This window comes from Pseudomonas saliphila, assembly GCF_008638345.1.
Lineage (GTDB): Bacteria > Pseudomonadota > Gammaproteobacteria > Pseudomonadales > Pseudomonadaceae > Halopseudomonas > Halopseudomonas saliphila.
This window is the reverse complement of sequence record NZ_VTVA01000004.1, coordinates 322,446-339,009: the sequence shown is the minus strand read 5'-3', so window position 1 is coordinate 339,009 and position 16,564 is coordinate 322,446. Positions and strand designations below refer to the sequence as shown.

Here is a 16,564-nt window from a genome sequence, read left to right as displayed (position 1 = left end):
CATCCCTGTACGCTCGGCTATTACCGTCCCGACCGCCAATGCCGCAGAGTATGAGCTAGCTGAGGCTCACTTGACCCGCTGGCCTGGCTTGGCGCCCGCGTCGGGACTGAGCAAGTAGATGTCTTCGCCGCCGGGCCCTGCCGCCAGAACCATCCCTTCGGATACGCCGAATTTCATCTTCCGTGGCGCCAGGTTGGCAACGTAGAGCGTCAGTCGACCTTCGAGCTTGCTCGGTTCAGGATAGGCGCTCTTGATCCCGGAGAATACGTTGCGCTTGGCATCGCCGATATCCAGCGTGAGGCGCAGCAGTTTGTCCGCGCCTTCGACAAACTCACATTTCTCGATCAGTGCCACACGCAGATCCACCGCCGCGAAGGTATTGAAATCAATCTCGTCGCCAATCGGCTCCTTGGTCAACTCGCCATTGCCGGTGGCTACCGCTGTTGCGGCAGCCGTTTCGGTTGCGGCTGCTTCCAGGTCTTCCTTGGACGCTTCGACCATGGCTTCAATTCTGGCTGGCTCGATGCGCGTAAGCAATGGCTTGAACGGGTTCAACTGGTGATCGGCAAGCAGTGTTTCGTGACTGGTCCAGGTCAGCTCCGGCACGTTGAGGAACGCCTCGGCGTCGGCGGCCAGGCGCGGCAATACCGGCTTGAGGAAAATTACCAACTGGCGGAACAGGTTGATGCCCAACGAGCAAATCGCCTGCACTTCAGCCTCTTTGCCTTCCTGCTTGTTCAATGCCCAGGGTGCTTTGTCGGCAATATAGGCATTGGCCTTGTCCGCCAACCCCATGATGTCGCGCATGGCGCGGGCAAAATCACGTTTCTCGTAGGCCTCGGCGATGCCGGGCGCGGCCTTGGCGAAGGCATCGGTCAGCTCAGGAGCCGGGTTCGCCGCGACCATTACGCCGCCGTTGCCCTTGTGGATGAAGCCTGCGCAGCGGCTGGCGATGTTCACTACCTTGCCGACCAGATCCGAATTCACCTTCTGCACGAAGTCATCAAGGCTGAGGTCCAGATCTTCCACGCCACGGCCAAGCTTGGCGGCGTAGTAATAGCGCAGATATTCCGGCGACAGGTGTTCGAGATAGGTGCGCGCCTTGATAAAGGTGCCGCGGGACTTGGACATTTTCTGCCCATTCACCGTCAGGTAGCCATGCACATGCACCGCCGTTGGCTTGCGGAAGTTTGCACCTTCGAGCATCGCCGGCCAGAACAGGGTGTGGAAATTGATGATGTCCTTGCCGATGAAGTGATACAGCTCGGCGGTGGAATCGGCGTTCCAATAGGCATCAAAACTCAGCTCCGGACGACGCGCGCACAGATTCTTGAAACTGGCCATGTAGCCGACCGGCGCATCCAGCCACACATAGAAATATTTGCCCGGCTCGCCAGGGATTTCGAAACCGAAGTAGGGCGCATCACGGCTGATATCCCACTCGTGAAGGCCGGAATCCAGCCATTCGGAAATCTTGTTCGCCACTGACTCCTGCAAGGCCCCGCCGCGGGTCCATTGCTTGAGCATGTCGGAAAAGTCCTGCAGGCGAAAGAAGAAGTGCTTGGAGTCGCGCAAGACCGGCGTAGCGCCGGAGATGGCCGAACGCGGGTCTTTCAGCTCGGTGGGCTCGTAGGTGGCACCGCATTTTTCGCAGTTGTCCCCGTACTGATCCTCTGCCGCACATTTCGGACAGGTGCCCTTGATGAAGCGGTCAGCCAGAAACATCTTCTTCTCGGGATCGAAGTACTGCGTCACCGAGCGGGTGCTGATATGGCCGGCTTCTTTCAATCTTTCATAGATAAGCGACGACAGCTCGCGGTTTTCTTCCGAATGGGTGGAATGGTAATTATCGAAATCCACCAGGAAATCGGCGAAATCAGCCGAGTGCTCGGCCTTCACGTTGTCGATCAATTGCTCCGGCGTGATGCCTTCCTTCTCGGCGCGCAACATGATCGCCGAGCCATGCGCATCGTCAGCGCACACATAGATGCACTGATTGCCACGCAGCTTCTGGAAACGCACCCACATGTCCGTCTGAATGTACTCAAGCATATGCCCCAAATGGATCGAACCATTGGCATAGGGCAGGGCGCTGGTTACAAGAATCTGGCGTTGGCTGGCATTCTGAGACATGGGCGTTTGGGTACTTTCCGGTTAGCTGATGAAAGGGGTGCGATGATAGCAGAAGCAGGCGGGCGGGGGGATACGGATCAGGCACGGCGCTACCGGCCGCCTACGGGTTAGTAATGCCAGCAATGCTGTTATATGCTCGAAATCGGCAAGGGACGCCCTCGACTTACCCGCCTAGCGGCAAGGACAGCCGTCTCCTATCTCAAAATGTGTGATCAAGACACGCCTATGCCCGTTTTGAAGAGGTAGAGCGGTAGCGTGGCCAGAGTTCGTCATGCGGCTGTCATGGCAAAACCGACCCAGGTATTGAAATCATGAAATGCGGAAGTCATGCAATTACGGGCAGTATCACGCGGGCAGTTCTAGGTTATTGATATTAAGAATTTTTCGTGCCTGGAGCTGTCCGGCGGACCGGAGTTATCTGGAAGTAACGAATATGCCATATGATGGAATTCCGTCTAATCACTGTTAGGTGAATGCAGCACATGGAGAGGAGCACCCGGTGAGCACATACCCGCTAAATATTGAAATTCCATCGCTGAAATCGATTTATATTGAAATGTGTTTTGGTGATCAGCTGCTAAGTACTGGAACAGCAATATTGGCAGCCGTTGATAAGGGTTCTCGTTGTGCTGTGATTACCAATAGACACAATGTAACAGGCCGACACCAAGATACTGGAGAGTGCCTCAGCAAAACCTTGGGAACCCCCGACAATATTGTTATTTACTTTCATCGTTCCGAACCAAACGTAGGCGAATGGTTAAAAGTAAAGCTCCCGTTATATCGAGACGATGAAACACCATACTGGATCGAGCACCCAACATTAGGAGCATCCGCTGATGTAGTTGCTTTAAATGTAAAATGGGGTGCTGATGTTTTGTGTCTACCTTACTACATCGAAGAAGACAGTGATCGAATTAAAATGGTCATTAATCCAGCAGAAACTGTAAGCGTTATAGGATTTCCATTTGGGCTTTCAACAACAGGGAAGCTTCCGGTCTGGGTTACAGGGTTTCTTGCTCAAGAACTCGACTTAGTGACAGAGGAAAATCCAGTATTCCTTATTGATTGCCGCTCTAGGCAGGGGCAATCGGGCTCACCTGTTATTGCCTACAGGGTTTCAAACTACAGGTTTGTTAATGGCGATAAAATTACAGCACAACTCTCACCAAAAATCGCTTGGGAGTTTCTAGGCATCTATTCTGGGCGTATCAACCCTGAGTCTGACCTTGGTCGAGTATGGCATGTGAGTATATTAAAAGACCTATTGGTAGCCGCCGAAAACGAATATAACTTACGTAGCTCAGAGAGTCGTGATGTTGAAATCACCTAACAAAGCCAGCCAGAGGGACCAAAAAACCGCCGCTTCACTCTGGTTTTTCGGCCCCTGCTGGCGGCGTTAGGCGAATTTAAGGACAGAGTATGAGTAAAGACGAAGCGCTATGGGTTGTAATACGAGGGGGCGGAGTAGTGTTCTTGGTTTTGACCGTAGTCAGCCTCACGAGTGTAGTCGGCATGGGAACCTATTGGCTGCACCTCGGTGATATTGTCGATGCGGCTTCATCCGTCCCAGATGGCAAGATGATGGCGGAAACAACGGCCAAAACGTTAGTTTCAAAAAGCATTGGAGAGTTTATTCTCTATGGGATTTCGGCGTTTTACTTCATGCGCAGAGGAAATCTTGTTCATCGTTTTATATCGAGGTGATTAGCCTAACCAATCGCTTTTGCCGGACAATTTCTCCACCGCTTCGCGGCTACAAAATTGCCGCAAAGCTCTACGTTAGCACTACAAGGAGGTATTGAGCATGCCTGAAAGATTAGAACTCACAAAAAATGCACAATTCTATACACCAAAGAACGCCATTGATGATTTAATCATAAATGATATTCTCGGTGCTGCAGTCGACAATATGGATACGGGCGCTCAGTTTGTTGTTGACCTTTTCAGAGCTGATAAGAGAGTTGATGAATCAGAGTTAGAATATAAATGCTCAGTTAGAGTATTCCCTTCTGTTAGGCCCGTATATTTTATTGACGCAGAGCTCGAAGATAGGGTGTACGCATTTATTATATTGATCGAATATCAGAATTATTTGGCAATCTTTAAGAAAAGCTGTGCAAATATATCCGAGTTATTAAAAGATCAGTTCACACTTGTTGATAGTAGAGATTTGACAAGTACATTTGGCGATAACGATGTTGAGTTTCAAAAAATCGCTTTAAGAAATATGACTATTTCAGATAGGGCAATGAGAGCAAGGTCTTATGAAGCTGCAGATTTAAAGGGACTTCTTTCGACACACTCTGCAGGAAGGTCAATTCCATTTTATTTAAAGTTACGTCAAGGCGCTATCACAAAAACAATTTCTGGAACTGGGCGATTAGTTGAGTCTTCTCAAAGAAAGTCCCTCGACGAGATAGCTGTTTGGGTGAAGGAGCAAGTTGAGCTTATTGAAAACCCTTCGAACGATAATAACTTCCTGGATTCTTTTGCTAAGAAAGTAGAATTAATCGATGTTCTAAACGCATGTGAACCTAATGCAATTCTTGTGGAAAGCACTCCGTTACAGGAAAGAATTGAACGGGACGGTCTGACTTTAAAATATAAGACAGCTAGAGGTGTAAATGTAGTTATTTCTTCTCGGGTTAAGAACAAGCTTTTTGCAGGCCTTGAAAGAGTATATGAACTTGACTCAAAGTGTAAGGTTATTGGAAGAGAAAACTGCACGCGCCTTAGAAAGAATGAAAAAAGCTTAACATTGACGTCGAAGGCTTTGACAAAGTTTCGAGTAATCGAAAACGGAAAGGAAGTAACCTTACAAAAATTTATCGTGAAAAATGGTTACTATAGCGTCACATTCACGGATCCTAAATACATGTACTTCATGGGGGCATGCTTTGAAGACCAATCAGGAGTTTCTGAGATAAATAGTATCTTAGAGATAATGCATCCTAAAATTGAAATACCTACAGTAACTTCTGAAAAGGGTGGTTTTACTGATACAAGTACGGCGTTTGAGGTTGACTCAATGTTTGGTGTAGTTGAGAGCTTACATCAAAACGACGACTATATATTCTGTGATGATTTGGGTATTGAATGGGCCGATCACATCACATTAAACCGTGCCGAATCTAATATAAGCTTCATCCATTCTAAGCATGGCAGTACTAGCACTTCAGCAAGCAACCTTCATGATGTGGTTGGTCAAGGAATTAAAAATCTGGGAAATATGTATTTTACTAAAGAGCAGATGCTCGAAAGAATCAATGGTAAGTTCTCAGATATATACTCAAATAGTGGCTGCAATACTAGTATTGCTAGAATTAGAAAAGGCGACCCAGCGCAAGCCGAGGGTTATCTTGATGGATTGTTAAAAGATTACAAGCTTCATAGAAAATGTATTCTAAGCTGTTCTTTTATATCAAAGTCTTCTGTGACAAATGAATTTTCTAAGATACAACGTGGTGAATCAGTGCCGGGACACATTATTCAATTGCTCTGGATTATTTCATCATTTGCTCATGCTGTTAGAGATATGAATGCGATACCAATAATATATTGTGCAGATTGATAGTGCTAACAAGCCACTGCACGCGGAAATTTTACTCGCTTCGCTCCTAAAATTCCGGTGAGTGGGGCGTTAAATCAGTAGTGATACCGGAGCTGAGCGATAAGCAAAGCGTCATCCGTGACCTTGTAAACTACTCGGTGTTCTTCATTTATCCGGCGAGACCAGTACACGGCAAGACTGTGTTGAGCGGTTCTGGTTTGCCAACACCTTCGAACGGTTCTCGCTTGGCCTCTTTGATCAGCTTGTTGATTCGGTTAAGAACCTTTTTGTCGGTTTTCTGCCAGCACAGATAATGTTCGCAGGCATCCTCGGAGAAGATAAGTCTCATTCAAGAAGTTCCTTTTCCGGACCACCACCTTGCTCCAGCTCGGCAACGGATTCCAATAAGCGCCGTGCGTTTTTTGGTGCTCGCAGAAGGTATGCAGTTTCTTGCGGCGCCTCATAGTCCTCAAGAGAGAGCATTACCACGGACTGCGATTTGCTTCGGATGATGATCACAGGGGAATGGTCTTCTCAGACCTGCGCCATGGTTTTTGCTAGATTGGTTCTAGCGGCTGTATAGCTAATGGCATCCATAAGGTTGCTCCTGTACAAGATGTTGACCATGGTCAGGATGCCGTACGCAAAAGGATTTCACAATCGGCTGCACAGCGACCAATTTTCCGCCGCTTTACTGCTCCAACCCGGCGCGTGAGCCGGGCGTTAATTTCTTGAACTCCAATTATTTTTGATGGCCGAAAGAGAGAGTCCTGTGCGGCGAGCCGTTAGCACAGCCACTAACTCCGCTGGTCGGCCAGAGCATTTGGAAGAACGAGCCAAAGGATGGATGTAAGACTAAATGCTTCGGTGAAGCTGGTAGAGGTAAAGGCCGGAGTGCCACCACTGGTGTTGCTACGTTATGCGGAGCTATTGTGATCGAGAATATTTTCAGAAGTAGTCGGTTTCTTGTGCTGGTGGCGGTGATTACTAGCGCAATATCATGCGTGCTCCTGTATGGCACTTCTATTAATATTATCTTGAATATTGGGCTGGATGTTGTTCGCGACATACCTGCCTCTGGTGATGGGGGAAAGAGTCTCGCGGTCAAACTCCTTAAATTACTGGATCTTCTGTTGATCGCTATTACTTTTCAAATCATCACGGTCAGTCTTTACCGTTTGTTCATCCGTCCGATACCCATTGAAGAAAGCAAACTCCTCGAAACTCTGGATATCAAGAGCTTCAATGACTTGAAGGTCACACTAACCCAGGTGGCTGTGGTAATTCTGGTTATTCTGTTTCTTGAACAGGCGGTAGAGACTGGCGCCACGATCGATACGTTATACTTTGGTGCTGCCATTGGAATAGTGATTGTGGCCGCGGTATTCGCCTGGGAGAATATGAAACACTGATTTGCTTCAGTTGGAAGATTAACAAATGGAGGCCAGGGACGCTCCTGACGTCGCGCCCGTGCTGCTAGCATTAATGGCTGGGGATTGGGCTTGCCAGTGGTGATTGCGGAGCGTCGGAGTGCGACTTTAGTGCCTTGCGCGCGGGGCGGGGTGCTACGGGACGTCAGTGCAGAGCCAGGGCGCACGGGATGAGCGCTGACTACTGCTGGGTAAGACCGGGCATATCCTGCCCGGACTGACTCGCTTCAAGCTGGATGCGCTCGGCTTTAGATAAGCCGGGCGCAACATTGTCCAGCCGAAAATCCACTTAGTAGTTGCGATTTTCCCGGGACTCTCTTTCGATGCCTTCGCCCGCCGCTTCGATGTCCTGGCCAGCGCCTTCCATCGTGTTGCAACCGGCAACAGCAAACAGCAGTGTGATACTCAGCAGAAATGTTCTGGTTACTAGGTTCATAATTTATCCTCGATAGGAGAGTTGTTGGATTGCTCTCACTTGTACTGACAGCGAGGCGGCAAAACCGTTCATCGTGATTCGATTGGTTGTCTGGGCCAGTGCTGAAGTGTCGCTGGCGCAATGGCAAGCAATCGACCTGCGGCGGTTATCGCCGGTTCACCATGGTGGGGACGAAATCCACTTCGAATACCCTGCCGTGGAAAAGCCGGCAATCACGGGTGCCAGTAGCAACCACCTGGTCGCCAGTGCACAGTTGCTTGTAGCCGTCATTGTCTAGAGGGTTAAACGGCATGTCGTCCACTTCGACGGTGGTGAGCGCACGCCCCTATGGTGCGAGAGCGTAGGCGACGGCCTCGTTGACATGGATTTGAGCGGTGTCGTACAGCGGTACCTCGGTGTGTTGCTGCTGTACCAACAAAGCGATCTCGGTGCAGCCCAGGACGATCGCTTGAGCGCCTTGTTCCCTAAGTGAGTCGATCACCCGGAGATACCCGGCTCGGGACTCGTCGCTGACTATTCCCTGACATAGCTGCGAATAGATCACGTCGTGAACGAAGGTGCGGTCGTGCTCGTTCGGCACCAGAACCTCAATGCCTTGCGCCTCCAGGCGCTCGCGGTAGAAATCCTGCTCCATGGTATAGCGTGTGCCGAGCAGGCCCGCGCGCGTTACGCCGTCTGTTGTCAGCGCGCGCGCTGTGGCGTCGGCAAGGTGCAGGAGCGGAATGTCAATTCGTTGCTGGATGGCGGGGGCTACCTTATGCATGGTGTTGGCGCAAATCAGCAGGAAGTCAGCACCTGCTGATTCGACAGCTGCAGCGGCGTTTCCGAGAATCAGCGCGGCCTGATCCCAGTCATCCCTGGCCTGTAACTCGGCAATCTCCGCGAAGTCGACGCTATGCATAACGATTCTGGCCGAATGAAGGCCGCCGAGGGCCTGGTTTATGCCGCGATTGAGCGCGCTGTAATAGCTTTGGGTGGATTCCCAGCTCATCCCGCCGAGCATGCCGATTGTTTTCATGAGATCTCCCCGGTGACTTATCTGAAATAGAAGCTTAGCTGCCGTACTCAGATCAGAATAGTCAGAACAGAGTAGTTCGAGACGCCGGCAATGACCGGCAAAGGGCTCAGGGCAGCTCCAGGCCTCCGGCCGCTTTGTGCAGCTGGCGAAGCAGGTCACCTAGGCGGCCAATATTGCTCCGGGTGGCTTCTAGCTCTGCGAACTGCTCAGGCGTGAGCAGGCGTTGCACGCGTTGATCGACGGACTCCAGCAAGTTCAGCAGCTCCTGCTGGCGCGCATCGCTGGAACGTTGCAGGGCTTGCCGATCGCCTGGCTGTGGCAATCCGTACCCGTTCGATAGCAACTCCGCCGGGCGGCTTAAAAAGGCACTCTCGGCCATGGCCTCACGCATCAGCTGGGCGGTTTCACCGAGCTCGTGATCAGCCAGATGCTCGGCGGATAGGTAACGCTCCTTGAGTTCGTGCCTGATGGTTAGCGCCAGGCGATGCATCGCCGCCTGTTCCAGCAGTAGCAATGCCGCTGCGGTGCGGTGATCGGCTTTGGCAAACCAGCGCTGGCGATCGCTGGCGGACCCATCCAGCCAGTCTTCGACGTCGGTCGGTGGCACCTGCAGCCGTTCACGTACCACGGTATACATCTGCTGATAGCGTTCGCGATAGGAATCAAAATACAGGCCTGTGCGCATCGCTTCGCTGCGGTCCTGCAACGCCGCTGTGTCCGCCAGACCGCGGGTTTCAAGGCTGCGCAGCAGGTCTATCGGGGTGATGCTGTCGAGGTCCCGCAGCGCCTGATGATCGCTGCCGCTGCGCAGCAGTTTTAGCGTTTCGACCGCACAGTTATTGGAGATGAAATAATAGGTGCCGTCATAACTCCAGTGCATCTCTGCGGCGCGGGCGGCCAGCGCGATCTGCTCTCTGCGGCTCAGGCGCAGCGGAATGGAGCTCAGGCTGCGCAATTCCTGTTTGGTGTATTCGTCCACTACCTGATTCAGGGGCAGCAGAAAAAGCCTGGACGGGTAGTTGCCGATCAGCCCGTCCCAGCTCGACAGCTGCACGTCATTCACGAAGGCGCGGAATGACAGCACCAGATGATGCTCAAGATCGAGCAGGCAGTCTGGGCCTCGGGGTCGGCCGGGCGCGCAGACAACCAGACGCAGCATGCTGTGGCCCCAGCGGCTGGCCCAGGCGTCGTTTGGCTCGGCCAGCAGATAATGCACCTGATAGATGCGCTCGGGGTCCAGCCAGCCTAGCGCCGGGCTGGAGGCGTCAAGGCCGGCATTGATGAACGGCAGCTCATCGGCACAGCGCTCGGCGAAGGTGGGCGCCCAGTCAAAATGCTGGGCGAAGTAGGCCTGCAGCGCCGGTCGACGGCAGCGGTACTGGGGATCGGACAGGAAGTACTCAAGATTGACGGCCACGAACTCGCGTGGACTGGTCAGTTCGTAGGCGTCTGGCGTGCGGGCCAGTTGCCGGTTTTCCGATTCTCTCTCGCCGCGCGTGCCCACCCGTTCTGGCCAGCCGGCCAGATCCAGCAGGCGCGGATCATCACTCAAGGTGTAGCGCCTGGCGATCTGCCCGCGGCATTCGGCCGGTAATCCGATGTCACCCAGCGTGTCGTATTGAGTCTGACATCGGCGCAGTACGCGCTGAGCGTCATCCGCCAGGAACCTGCCGCGGTCATAAAGGTGGGCGATTTCATGCACCAGCGTGGCGATCAGTTCGTTTTGCACGCTGCCGTGGGAGCGGCCCTGGGGCAGAGCCGCTTGATCGCCGGTAATCAATGCCGGCAGAAAGCGCTGATTAAGCTGCAGCTGACCACTGGGAGTCGCTCGGCCGATCACCCGTGCCGGCAACGTGCTGGTCCAGCTGATGGAAATCTCACGATCAAGCTGCTGGGCCAGACGTGGCGGCAGGGAGCTTCTCGCGTAAGTGAGGAGTTCGTGGCTGGCCAGGGCTTGGTCGGGTGTAAGCCCGTTCTCAACCAGCCTGAGTTCCAGATCGGCCAGGGCAGGGCTGCTGACCAGAACACATACAAACAGTCCGGCGCCCAGCAAAACCGAGCGGGTGAAGCGACCGGGCGGGCTGCCCATCAGCGTGCTGATGTGGCAGCGTGAGCCTGCTTTCAAAGTGCCAGAATGGCCGCTGCCAGTTGCATATCAGTTGCTTCAAGCTCGGGGAGCTCGCTGCGAATATGCATGAGCGCTGCTTCCAGACGGACACCACGAACGTCACCCTCGCTGCCCACGAAGCTTGCTGCATCTTCGCGCGCTTCCAGTACCACCTTGTCATCGCCTACCGATGAGGTGATGTCGCTGGTTCCTTCGACGGTATTGGCAAGGGACGAGCCGATGGCATCGGTGGTCCCGACGAAGCTGCTGGCGGTAGCAGCGCCGGACAAGCCCAGAATACCCGCCGCGATGAACATGGATAGACGATGCATGGTAGATCCTCGAATAGATGAGACAGGTAGGCCTGAGCCTGCAAAACGGGCGGCTACTTTGCGCACGCCGCGGTTCGGATCATACCTCTTTCGCCACGGCATTCGAACCCGGTGTGCGCGTTTGATGGAATGCGTCTGCTGCATCGACGGTGAGTACTGAAAATCGGTGGCGACCGATAGCCGTCAAAATCCGGCTTCGAATACTGTCGATGAATCTCTTAACGTCAAGTGTTCTCAACTGCCAACCGGATCCTTGATAACGGCGTCACATTTGTGAAAGACAGCCGTGCCTGCAGAGGAGGTATTTTTTATGCTAGGCGATATGGATCTGCACCGCGCATGAGGCGCGATGCTGGAAAAGGGCAGAATGGACATGGGTTCTAAACGGGTTTTGATTGTCGACGATTCGCGCTCGGCACGCCACGTCTTGAAACGCCAGCTGAAACAGCACGGACTCATAGTGGATGAGGTGGATTCAGCCGAAGACGCATTGCAGTATCTTCTCTATCGAAGGCCACATGCGATTTTCATGGATCACACAATGCCGGGCATGGATGGTTTCCAGGCCGTGCGCATTATCAAGGGCAATCCCGCAACCGGGCTGATCCCGATCATGATGTACACCTCAAAGGAGGGTGGCGACGTCTTTCTTGGTCAGGCCAGAGCACTGGGCGCCGTCGGCGTGATCCCCAAGGGTATCGAGTCGCCGGATCTGGCGGCTGCCCTGGAATCGCTGCGGTTGCTGGAGCCGGAAGAGGAGGCGGCGCCGCTGCCGAAGGCGGCAACCGAAACCATAGCGGCGCAGGCTGTGGCGGCTGAAGGCCAAAGCCTGGGCCGCGAGGCTGCAGAAGAAGCGATGTTCCGCTTTATGCGGCCGCACCTGGATGCTCATGCACGGCGCATGCAGTCCATCGTCAAATCGGAATTCAAGGTTATGCGTGAGTCGATCAAGCCAGCCACTTCACCCGTTCAAAGCCTGTGGCCGGCTGCGTTGGGCGGGGCGATCATTGGCGCTGCATTGGCAGCTGCGATCTATGCCATGATCTAACAGCGTTGGTTGCCGTTTCGCTGCGAGGCAAGCGAAACGGCATGCAGGCTGTGTTTTCCTAGTTCCCGGCGCGACGTAGCGCCTGCGGCGAGAAATCCCTCGGATCGAGGTCGACGCCGAAGTCGTACATGGGTTCGTTGTTATCCAGCCCATCTGCGAAATAATCACCGGTCTTCAAGTGATACAGCGTTTCGAGGGTACTGCTGAACATGGGCACCTCGTAGTAGTTGATCGGGTGACTTTCCTGCAGACCAATCAGGTCGCCATCCTTGTCACGCAGATCCACCGCAAGGATTTGCCAACTGTCCTCATCGATATAAAAACGACGACTCTCATAGGGATGGCGCAGGCCGAATCTCAGCTGAGCGTCAACCACCCACACGCGATGCAATTCGTAGCGCAGCAACTCCGAATTGAGGGTTTTCGGCTGGATGATGTTGTCGTACGGGATGCCCTGCTGATGCACCGCATAGCTGTTGTAGGGCACCAGCATTTCGCGCTTGCCGACCAGCGTCCAGTCATAACGATCGGGAGCGCCGTTGTATGAATCCACCACATCGGCAGTCGCCAGGCCGCTGGTATCAGGCTGGACCGAGTCGTAGGCCAGTGATGGCAGGCGGCGTACCCGACGATTGTCCGGGCTATAGCGCCAGGCGCGGCGGGTCGTCAGCACCTGATCCATCGGATCCTGCACGACCAGGGAGGTGCCTGATAACTTGGCCGGGGCGGTGACGACATACTTGTAGTACAGCAGAGTGTTGTTCAGATCCGCTTCGGTCATGTCTTCGCGGCCGTAAACGTAATAGATCTCGCGGTCGCGCTTGATCAGGTTGCTGTTGCCGTTGATCACGACAGCCTGGCTGTTGATGAAGTGATTCTGGTCGCCTTTGTAATGCAGGATGTGGTTCCAGATAACTTCCATTCCGCTCTGCGGGATAGGGAAGGGAATGCCCGCGGCGGCGCCACCAACACCGTTACCGTTGGACATCAACTCGCCATTCACTGCGTTTTTGCGGGTGGCGTCGTAGATGCGTTGCGGAGCCGATGCGCTGCGGCGAGTCGGGAATACGCGCAGATAATAGTCAGGATTGCGTTCGAGCAGATCGAGCATGCCGGCCGGGAGTTGTTCAGCATATTCCTGGATATTGGAACTGTTGACCCGATATAACTCGGCGTCGGCCTTGTAGGGGTCCGGGTGGTGCATGCCAGACTGGTAACCAGCGGGTGGTTTCACACCCCCGGTCCATTCCGGAATGGTGCCGGCGGCGTTACCCGCGCGCTCGGCTCCAAGGGGTGTCAGATCCTGACCCAGGCGCGCGGCCTGCTCGGGGTCAACCTTGGCCTGTGCCTGCCCGATGAATACAGCCAGCAATGCTATGCCAAACTTCCTGTACATTATTTTCTCCTTTACGAGCATCCTCTCCGGAGAACGGAAAGCCATGTTCGCCTCGCCATGAAACAATTTGATCGTGCGTCGAACCTGTCCTAGGGACCGTTCGCGGGCGAATTGTATCCGGCAATGGCGGCGGATAATGGCTCGGCTACAAAAACCATACAAATCCCCCGTCTCGCTGTATTGCCAACCCAGCCGGACGAGACTTTTCGCCATTACCCCATACAGGCGATAGCATTTTTATAGTGATCACGATTCTGTTCCAGGGCGGTATTTCGGTCGCGCACACCGTCACAGATTTACAACAAGGTGTGTGCCGGTAACCGGCGCGTTCCCTATGCTGGCGGAAATAATACGCCATCGGGCAACGCGCCTGATGCCAGCTCAAAAGCGGATATGGCCATGGCTTCTAAACGCGCATTGGTGGTCGACGATTCCCGGTCGGCCCGTCTTGTCCTGAAACGGCTCCTCGAGGAACACGGCATCATCGTGGATGAAGTAGAGTCCGCAGAGGATGCCCTCGAATACCTTGTCTATAACAAGCCCCATGCGATTTTCATGGATCACATGATGCCCGGCATGGATGGTCTTGAGGCTGTCGCAATCATCAAGCGTGATCCGGCCACCGCGCTAATTCCGATCATGATGTACACCTCGAAGGACGGTGAGGAATTGTTCCTGGGGCAGGCGCGTGCGCTGGGCGCTGTGGGTGTACTGCCCAAGGAGGTAAAGGCGGCCGATCTGGAGGTGGTACTCGGCGCACTGCGGCTGATCGGCACCGCAGCGGAGGAGCCCGACCAACCCGACGCGCCTGCAACAGTACCGGCCAGCCCGCCGCTGGAGATAACCAGCCTGGCGCGCGAAGCAGCGGACGAAGCCATGATCGAGCTGCTCAAGCCGCAGCTTGAGCAGCAAGTAAGCCGCTTGCATCAAAGTTTGAAGTCGGATTTGCGGCGCTTCTTTGACGAGATTCAAACGCCACCACCTGAGGCGCCGGTGCAACACGGTTGGCCCTGGTTGATTGGTGGTGTGGTGTTAGGCGCGGTATTGATGATTTTGACCTATAACATTCTACTGGGAGACCCGGACGCCCAGGCCGGGCCTGTTGCTGAACTCAGTAATCCTGGCACCGGTGCTGAGCAGGGCAGCGTGCTGCTGGGCGCGCTGGCGCAACAGCGTGGTCGCGCGGAGCATGAGAAGGAGTCCTTGCTGCGCGGATTGGAATGGGCATTGAATCGCGAGGGGCAGTATGGCCCGGATGAGATCCCCTTCAATGATCGTCGGCTCAGCTTTGTCAGTGAACTGATACAGATGCTGCATGGTGGCGGTTTTCAGGGCGTTATCCACCTGACCGCGCACGTTGGGGACTTCTGCCTGGTGCAGAATGACCGCGGCGAAATGGTCTTGGCGCCGGATAATTTGCCGCTGGGCGATTGCGAGCTGTTTGGTGTTGAGGCCGCTCGCTGGGGCCGAAGCACAGAGCTGTTCTCCATGGGTTTCGCCAACTTTGCTAATCGGGACCCCCTCGTCGAAGGTAGCCGCATCCGTCTGATAGCCAAACCTGCCGAGCAGCCAGAACCGCTTGTTGAATACCCGGAAATGGACGATTTTCTGCTCGCCGGAGACTGGAATGCCATCGCACGCCAGAATCAGCGCATTGAGGTTCGATTACAGCCGTGAAGGTGAGCGTTAAGGCCTGTACTCCTTCTATGACCGCGGTGGACGGCGGGCGGGTGCAGGTTTGGCGGCCTTGGAAGGGGGCGCGGCTGGCTTCGGTTCAGTGCCCGGCGCATCCGTAAACCAGTCCCCCAGGTGTATTCTGCTGCGCGCCGCGCTGGTTGCCTCGGGTGCTGATGGGCTCGGTTGAGCTTCCTGTCTTGGTATTTTGGGCTTCTTCGGCTTCTTAGGTTTCTTGCGAATCAGACCATCCGCTGTTGTGACCGGGAGTCGATGCTCTGCGATAAAGTGTGGCTCTTCATGGCGCGTCAGGACCTCACCGAGCAGCGATTCGATGGCCGCCAGTTGCGAGACCTCATCCGCGCTGACCAATGAAACAGCCTCGCCCGCAGCGCCGGCGCGGCCCGTTCTGCCAATCCGGTGCACATAGTCTGCCGCGGTAAGGGGCAAGTCGATGTTGACTACCAGGGGTAAATCCTCGATATCCAGCCCCCGCGCCGCAACGCTGGTGGCTATCAGTACCTGGATCTCGCCAGCCTTGAATCGCTCCAGCGCGCGCAGCCGGGTGGGCTGTCGCTTGTCGCCATGTATCGTCTCGACACTGATGCCGATGGCCTGCACCGCCTGGACCAGCTGCTCTGCTCCTTTGCGGGTATTTACAAATGCGAGCACCTGTCCCCACTGTCTATCCTTTAATAGATGCAGGAACAGCTCGGTCTTGCGTTTGCGGTCCACCGGCACCAGCCACTGCGCAATAGTGCTGGCTGCGGCGTTGCGCGTACTGACTGCGATACGCTGGGGAGCCCTGGAAACCTGCACGGCGAGCCGTTCAAGCCGTTGGGAGAAGGTCGCCGAGAACAGCAGCGTCTGACGTTGCTTCGGCAGTACCGCGATCAGTTCGTTGAGTTCGCTGGAAAAGCCCAGATCGAGCATGCGGTCTGCTTCATCCAGAACCAGGATATCCAGCTGGCGGAAGCGAACGGCATTCTGGCGGTGCAGGTCGAGCAGACGCCCAGGTGTCGCCACCAGCACATCGACGCCCTTGCGCAAGCCCATCATCTGCGGATTGATTGAGACGCCGCCATACACAGCCAGTGAGCGCAGCGGCAGATTCTGGCCATAGGTCTGGATGCTCCGGTGTACCTGTTCGGCCAATTCGCGGGTGGGCACCAGAATCAGCGCGCGCACCGAATTGGCGCTCACTGGCGCACCTGCGAGTGTCAGGCGTTGCAATATCGGCAACGCAAAGCCGGCTGTTTTACCGGTGCCGGTCTGCGCTGTAGCGATCAGATCCTGGTTGCCTAATATCGCGGGGATACTTTGCAGTTGCAAAGGCGTTGGCGTCTGATAGTTCAGGCTGGTCAATGTTTTCAACAGGGGCTCAAACAGACCGAGCGAGGCGAAAGTCATCCGGGTACCTTTGGAACGGGAGTAGTC

The 16,564-nt window shown here is 54.5% G+C and carries 14 protein-coding genes and 2 pseudogenes; 7 read left to right on the top strand and 9 right to left on the bottom strand.

The genetic code is table 11. The features are described 5' to 3' along the window. Nucleotides 1-66: 66 nt before the first annotated feature. Nucleotides 67-2,133: a methionine--tRNA ligase gene (gene metG, locus FHK95_RS07105; RefSeq protein ID WP_150303892.1), complete on the bottom strand. Its 2,067-nt coding sequence runs from the start codon at nucleotides 2,131-2,133 to the stop codon at nucleotides 67-69. 499 nt (nucleotides 2,134-2,632) lie between these two features. Between metG and FHK95_RS07100 the strand changes: the two genes are divergently transcribed. The 3 genes from FHK95_RS07100 (at nucleotide 2,633) to FHK95_RS07090 (ending at nucleotide 5,707) form a co-directional block, all read left to right on the top strand. Next, nucleotides 2,633-3,466, top strand: a complete 834-nt coding sequence (locus FHK95_RS07100; RefSeq protein WP_150303891.1) for a trypsin-like serine peptidase — start codon at nucleotides 2,633-2,635, stop codon at nucleotides 3,464-3,466. An 89-nt stretch (nucleotides 3,467-3,555) separates the two neighbouring features. Next, a complete protein-coding gene (locus tag FHK95_RS07095) occupies nucleotides 3,556-3,840 on the top strand; it encodes a hypothetical protein (RefSeq protein ID WP_150303890.1) in 285 nt (94 codons plus the stop codon). Between the two features lie 100 nt (nucleotides 3,841-3,940). Continuing rightward, on the top strand, nucleotides 3,941-5,707 hold the full coding sequence (locus FHK95_RS07090) for a hypothetical protein (protein WP_150303889.1): 1,767 nt from the start codon (nucleotides 3,941-3,943) through the stop codon (nucleotides 5,705-5,707). Nucleotides 5,708-5,781: 74 nt separating this feature from the next. Here the strand turns inward: FHK95_RS07090 and FHK95_RS07085 are convergent. Beyond that, nucleotides 5,782-6,035 (bottom strand): annotated as a pseudogene (locus tag FHK95_RS07085) (Txe/YoeB family addiction module toxin). Continuing rightward, nucleotides 6,032-6,208, bottom strand: a pseudogene (locus tag FHK95_RS07080) (type II toxin-antitoxin system Phd/YefM family antitoxin); the annotation flags it as partial. The pseudogenes FHK95_RS07080 and FHK95_RS07085, both read right to left, overlap by 4 nt. 410 nt (nucleotides 6,209-6,618) lie before the next feature. On the opposite strand from FHK95_RS07080, the gene FHK95_RS07075 reads away from it, so the two are divergent. Then, entirely contained in the window at nucleotides 6,619-7,098 is a 480-nt protein-coding gene (locus FHK95_RS07075; protein ID WP_150303888.1) for a YqhA family protein, read from the top strand. Between the two features lie 307 nt (nucleotides 7,099-7,405). On the opposite strand, the gene FHK95_RS07070 is transcribed toward FHK95_RS07075, so the two are convergent. Continuing rightward, entirely contained in the window at nucleotides 7,406-7,552 is a 147-nt protein-coding gene (locus FHK95_RS07070; protein WP_150303887.1) for an entericidin A/B family lipoprotein, read from the bottom strand. Nucleotides 7,553-7,625: 73 nt separating this feature from the next. On the opposite strand from FHK95_RS07070, the gene FHK95_RS07065 reads away from it, so the two are divergent. Beyond that, entirely contained in the window at nucleotides 7,626-7,829 is a 204-nt protein-coding gene (locus FHK95_RS07065) for a hypothetical protein (protein WP_150303886.1), read from the top strand. Nucleotides 7,830-7,877: 48 nt separating this feature from the next. Here the strand turns inward: FHK95_RS07065 and FHK95_RS07060 are convergent, their stop codons facing one another. From FHK95_RS07060 to FHK95_RS07050, 3 genes are all read right to left on the bottom strand, one after another. Continuing rightward, complete coding sequence (locus tag FHK95_RS07060; protein ID WP_150303885.1) at nucleotides 7,878-8,570, bottom strand: aspartate/glutamate racemase family protein; 693 nt, start codon at nucleotides 8,568-8,570, stop codon at nucleotides 7,878-7,880. Nucleotides 8,571-8,676: 106 nt separating this feature from the next. Further along, entirely contained in the window at nucleotides 8,677-10,659 is a 1,983-nt protein-coding gene (locus tag FHK95_RS07055; protein WP_150303884.1) for a DUF7844 domain-containing protein, read from the bottom strand. Between the two features lie 32 nt (nucleotides 10,660-10,691). Next, on the bottom strand, nucleotides 10,692-11,009 hold the full coding sequence (locus tag FHK95_RS07050) for a DUF2388 domain-containing protein (protein WP_150303883.1): 318 nt from the start codon (nucleotides 11,007-11,009) through the stop codon (nucleotides 10,692-10,694). A 367-nt stretch (nucleotides 11,010-11,376) separates the two neighbouring features. Here FHK95_RS07050 and FHK95_RS07045 point away from each other — a divergent pair, with 367 nt between their 5' ends. Beyond that, the gene (locus tag FHK95_RS07045; RefSeq protein WP_178114733.1) at nucleotides 11,377-12,057 is read left to right on the top strand and encodes a response regulator; all 681 of its coding nucleotides are present in this window, start codon (nucleotides 11,377-11,379) and stop codon (nucleotides 12,055-12,057) included. Nucleotides 12,058-12,115: 58 nt separating this feature from the next. Here FHK95_RS07045 and FHK95_RS07040 read toward each other — a convergent pair whose 3' ends face one another. Then, nucleotides 12,116-13,453, bottom strand: a complete 1,338-nt coding sequence (locus FHK95_RS07040; protein WP_150303881.1) for a DUF1329 domain-containing protein — start codon at nucleotides 13,451-13,453, stop codon at nucleotides 12,116-12,118. A gap of 399 nt (nucleotides 13,454-13,852) precedes the next feature. On the opposite strand from FHK95_RS07040, the gene FHK95_RS07035 reads away from it, so the two are divergent. After that, nucleotides 13,853-15,130 carry a response regulator gene (locus FHK95_RS07035; protein WP_178114732.1) on the top strand — a complete coding sequence of 426 codons (1,278 nt, stop codon included), beginning with the start codon at nucleotides 13,853-13,855 and terminating at the stop codon, nucleotides 15,128-15,130. 27 nt (nucleotides 15,131-15,157) lie between these two features. On the opposite strand, the gene FHK95_RS07030 is transcribed toward FHK95_RS07035, so the two are convergent. Then, nucleotides 15,158-16,537: a DEAD/DEAH box helicase gene (locus FHK95_RS07030; protein ID WP_150303879.1), complete on the bottom strand. Its 1,380-nt coding sequence runs from the start codon at nucleotides 16,535-16,537 to the stop codon at nucleotides 15,158-15,160. Nucleotides 16,538-16,564: the final 27 nt, after the last annotated feature.

Excerpts from the sequence above, each read along its gene's own strand:
- FHK95_RS07090 (WP_150303889.1), top strand. The coding sequence starts at position 3,941 with ATGCCTGAAAGATTAGAACTCACAAAAAATGCACAATTCTATACACCA.
- FHK95_RS07030 (WP_150303879.1), bottom strand. The coding sequence starts at position 16,537 with ATGACTTTCGCCTCGCTCGGTCTGTTTGAGCCCCTGTTGAAAACATTG.
- FHK95_RS07040 (WP_150303881.1), bottom strand. The coding sequence starts at position 13,453 with ATGTACAGGAAGTTTGGCATAGCATTGCTGGCTGTATTCATCGGGCAG.
- FHK95_RS07060 (WP_150303885.1), bottom strand. The coding sequence starts at position 8,570 with ATGAAAACAATCGGCATGCTCGGCGGGATGAGCTGGGAATCCACCCAA.
- FHK95_RS07055 (WP_150303884.1), bottom strand. The coding sequence starts at position 10,659 with ATGGGCAGCCCGCCCGGTCGCTTCACCCGCTCGGTTTTGCTGGGCGCC.
- FHK95_RS07045 (WP_178114733.1), top strand. The coding sequence starts at position 11,377 with ATGGACATGGGTTCTAAACGGGTTTTGATTGTCGACGATTCGCGCTCG.
- FHK95_RS07050 (WP_150303883.1), bottom strand. The coding sequence starts at position 11,009 with ATGCATCGTCTATCCATGTTCATCGCGGCGGGTATTCTGGGCTTGTCC.
- FHK95_RS07095 (WP_150303890.1), top strand. The coding sequence starts at position 3,556 with ATGAGTAAAGACGAAGCGCTATGGGTTGTAATACGAGGGGGCGGAGTA.
- FHK95_RS07070 (WP_150303887.1), bottom strand. The coding sequence starts at position 7,552 with ATGAACCTAGTAACCAGAACATTTCTGCTGAGTATCACACTGCTGTTT.
- FHK95_RS07035 (WP_178114732.1), top strand. The coding sequence starts at position 13,853 with ATGGCTTCTAAACGCGCATTGGTGGTCGACGATTCCCGGTCGGCCCGT.
- metG (WP_150303892.1), bottom strand. The coding sequence starts at position 2,133 with ATGTCTCAGAATGCCAGCCAACGCCAGATTCTTGTAACCAGCGCCCTG.